The organism is Vibrio sp. D431a (assembly GCF_030248655.1).
In the GTDB taxonomy this organism is placed as follows: Bacteria; Pseudomonadota; Gammaproteobacteria; order Enterobacterales; family Vibrionaceae; genus Vibrio; species Vibrio alginolyticus.
In genome coordinates, this window is record NZ_JAHGAP010000004.1 from 1 (window position 1) to 673 (window position 673).

General features: G+C 53.6%; 1 protein-coding gene. It reads right to left on the minus strand.

Annotation, left to right across the window (positions count from 1 at the left end; genetic code table 11):
- Positions 1-673, minus strand: a 673-nt coding sequence (locus KJB35_RS05065) for a cadherin-like domain-containing protein (protein ID WP_285469417.1), incomplete at both ends; no start/stop codon positions are given.

Genomic DNA, 673 nt, shown 5'->3' on the forward strand with positions numbered 1-673 from the left:
CCACTGGCGCATCATTCACTGGCGTCACATCGACGTTCACCGTGGTGGACTCCGATACCCCACCGGAGGTAACGATGTAGGTAAAGCTGTCTGTTCCGTGATAGTTGTCGTTTGGCGTGTAAGTGACGCTGCCATCCGGGTTGACCGAGACCGTGCCGTTAGCTGGTCCGTTATTGGTATCCAGCGACACCACTTTGTCGTCGCCTTCGAACGTATCGTTACCTAAGACCTTAATGATGGTCGGCGTGTCTTCCACAACCGTCGCGTTGTCTGCCACGATGTCTGCCACAGGCGCAACTGTGAAGTTCACCGTTTGGCTTACGCTTTCGCCGCTTGGATCGGTAGCCGTAAACGTTAACGCTTCTGAGCCGTTCCAGTCTGCGGTTGGAGTGAACGTAGCAATACCGTTGACGATCGCCACTTGAATGTTGCTGTTGCCAGAGACACTGAAACTCAGCTCGCCATCCACATTATCCACATCACTGAAAGCGGTATTCAGATCGATGGTGTATGGCGTAAAGTCTTCTGCCAAGGTTTGGTCTGCAATGTTGCTCTCAACCACAGGCGTGTCGTTCACCGCATTCACGGTGACGTTGACCGTCGCTTGGTCAGTCAGTGCACCATCGGTGACGGTGTAAGTGATTTCAGCATCGCCATGGAAGTTCTCAGCCGG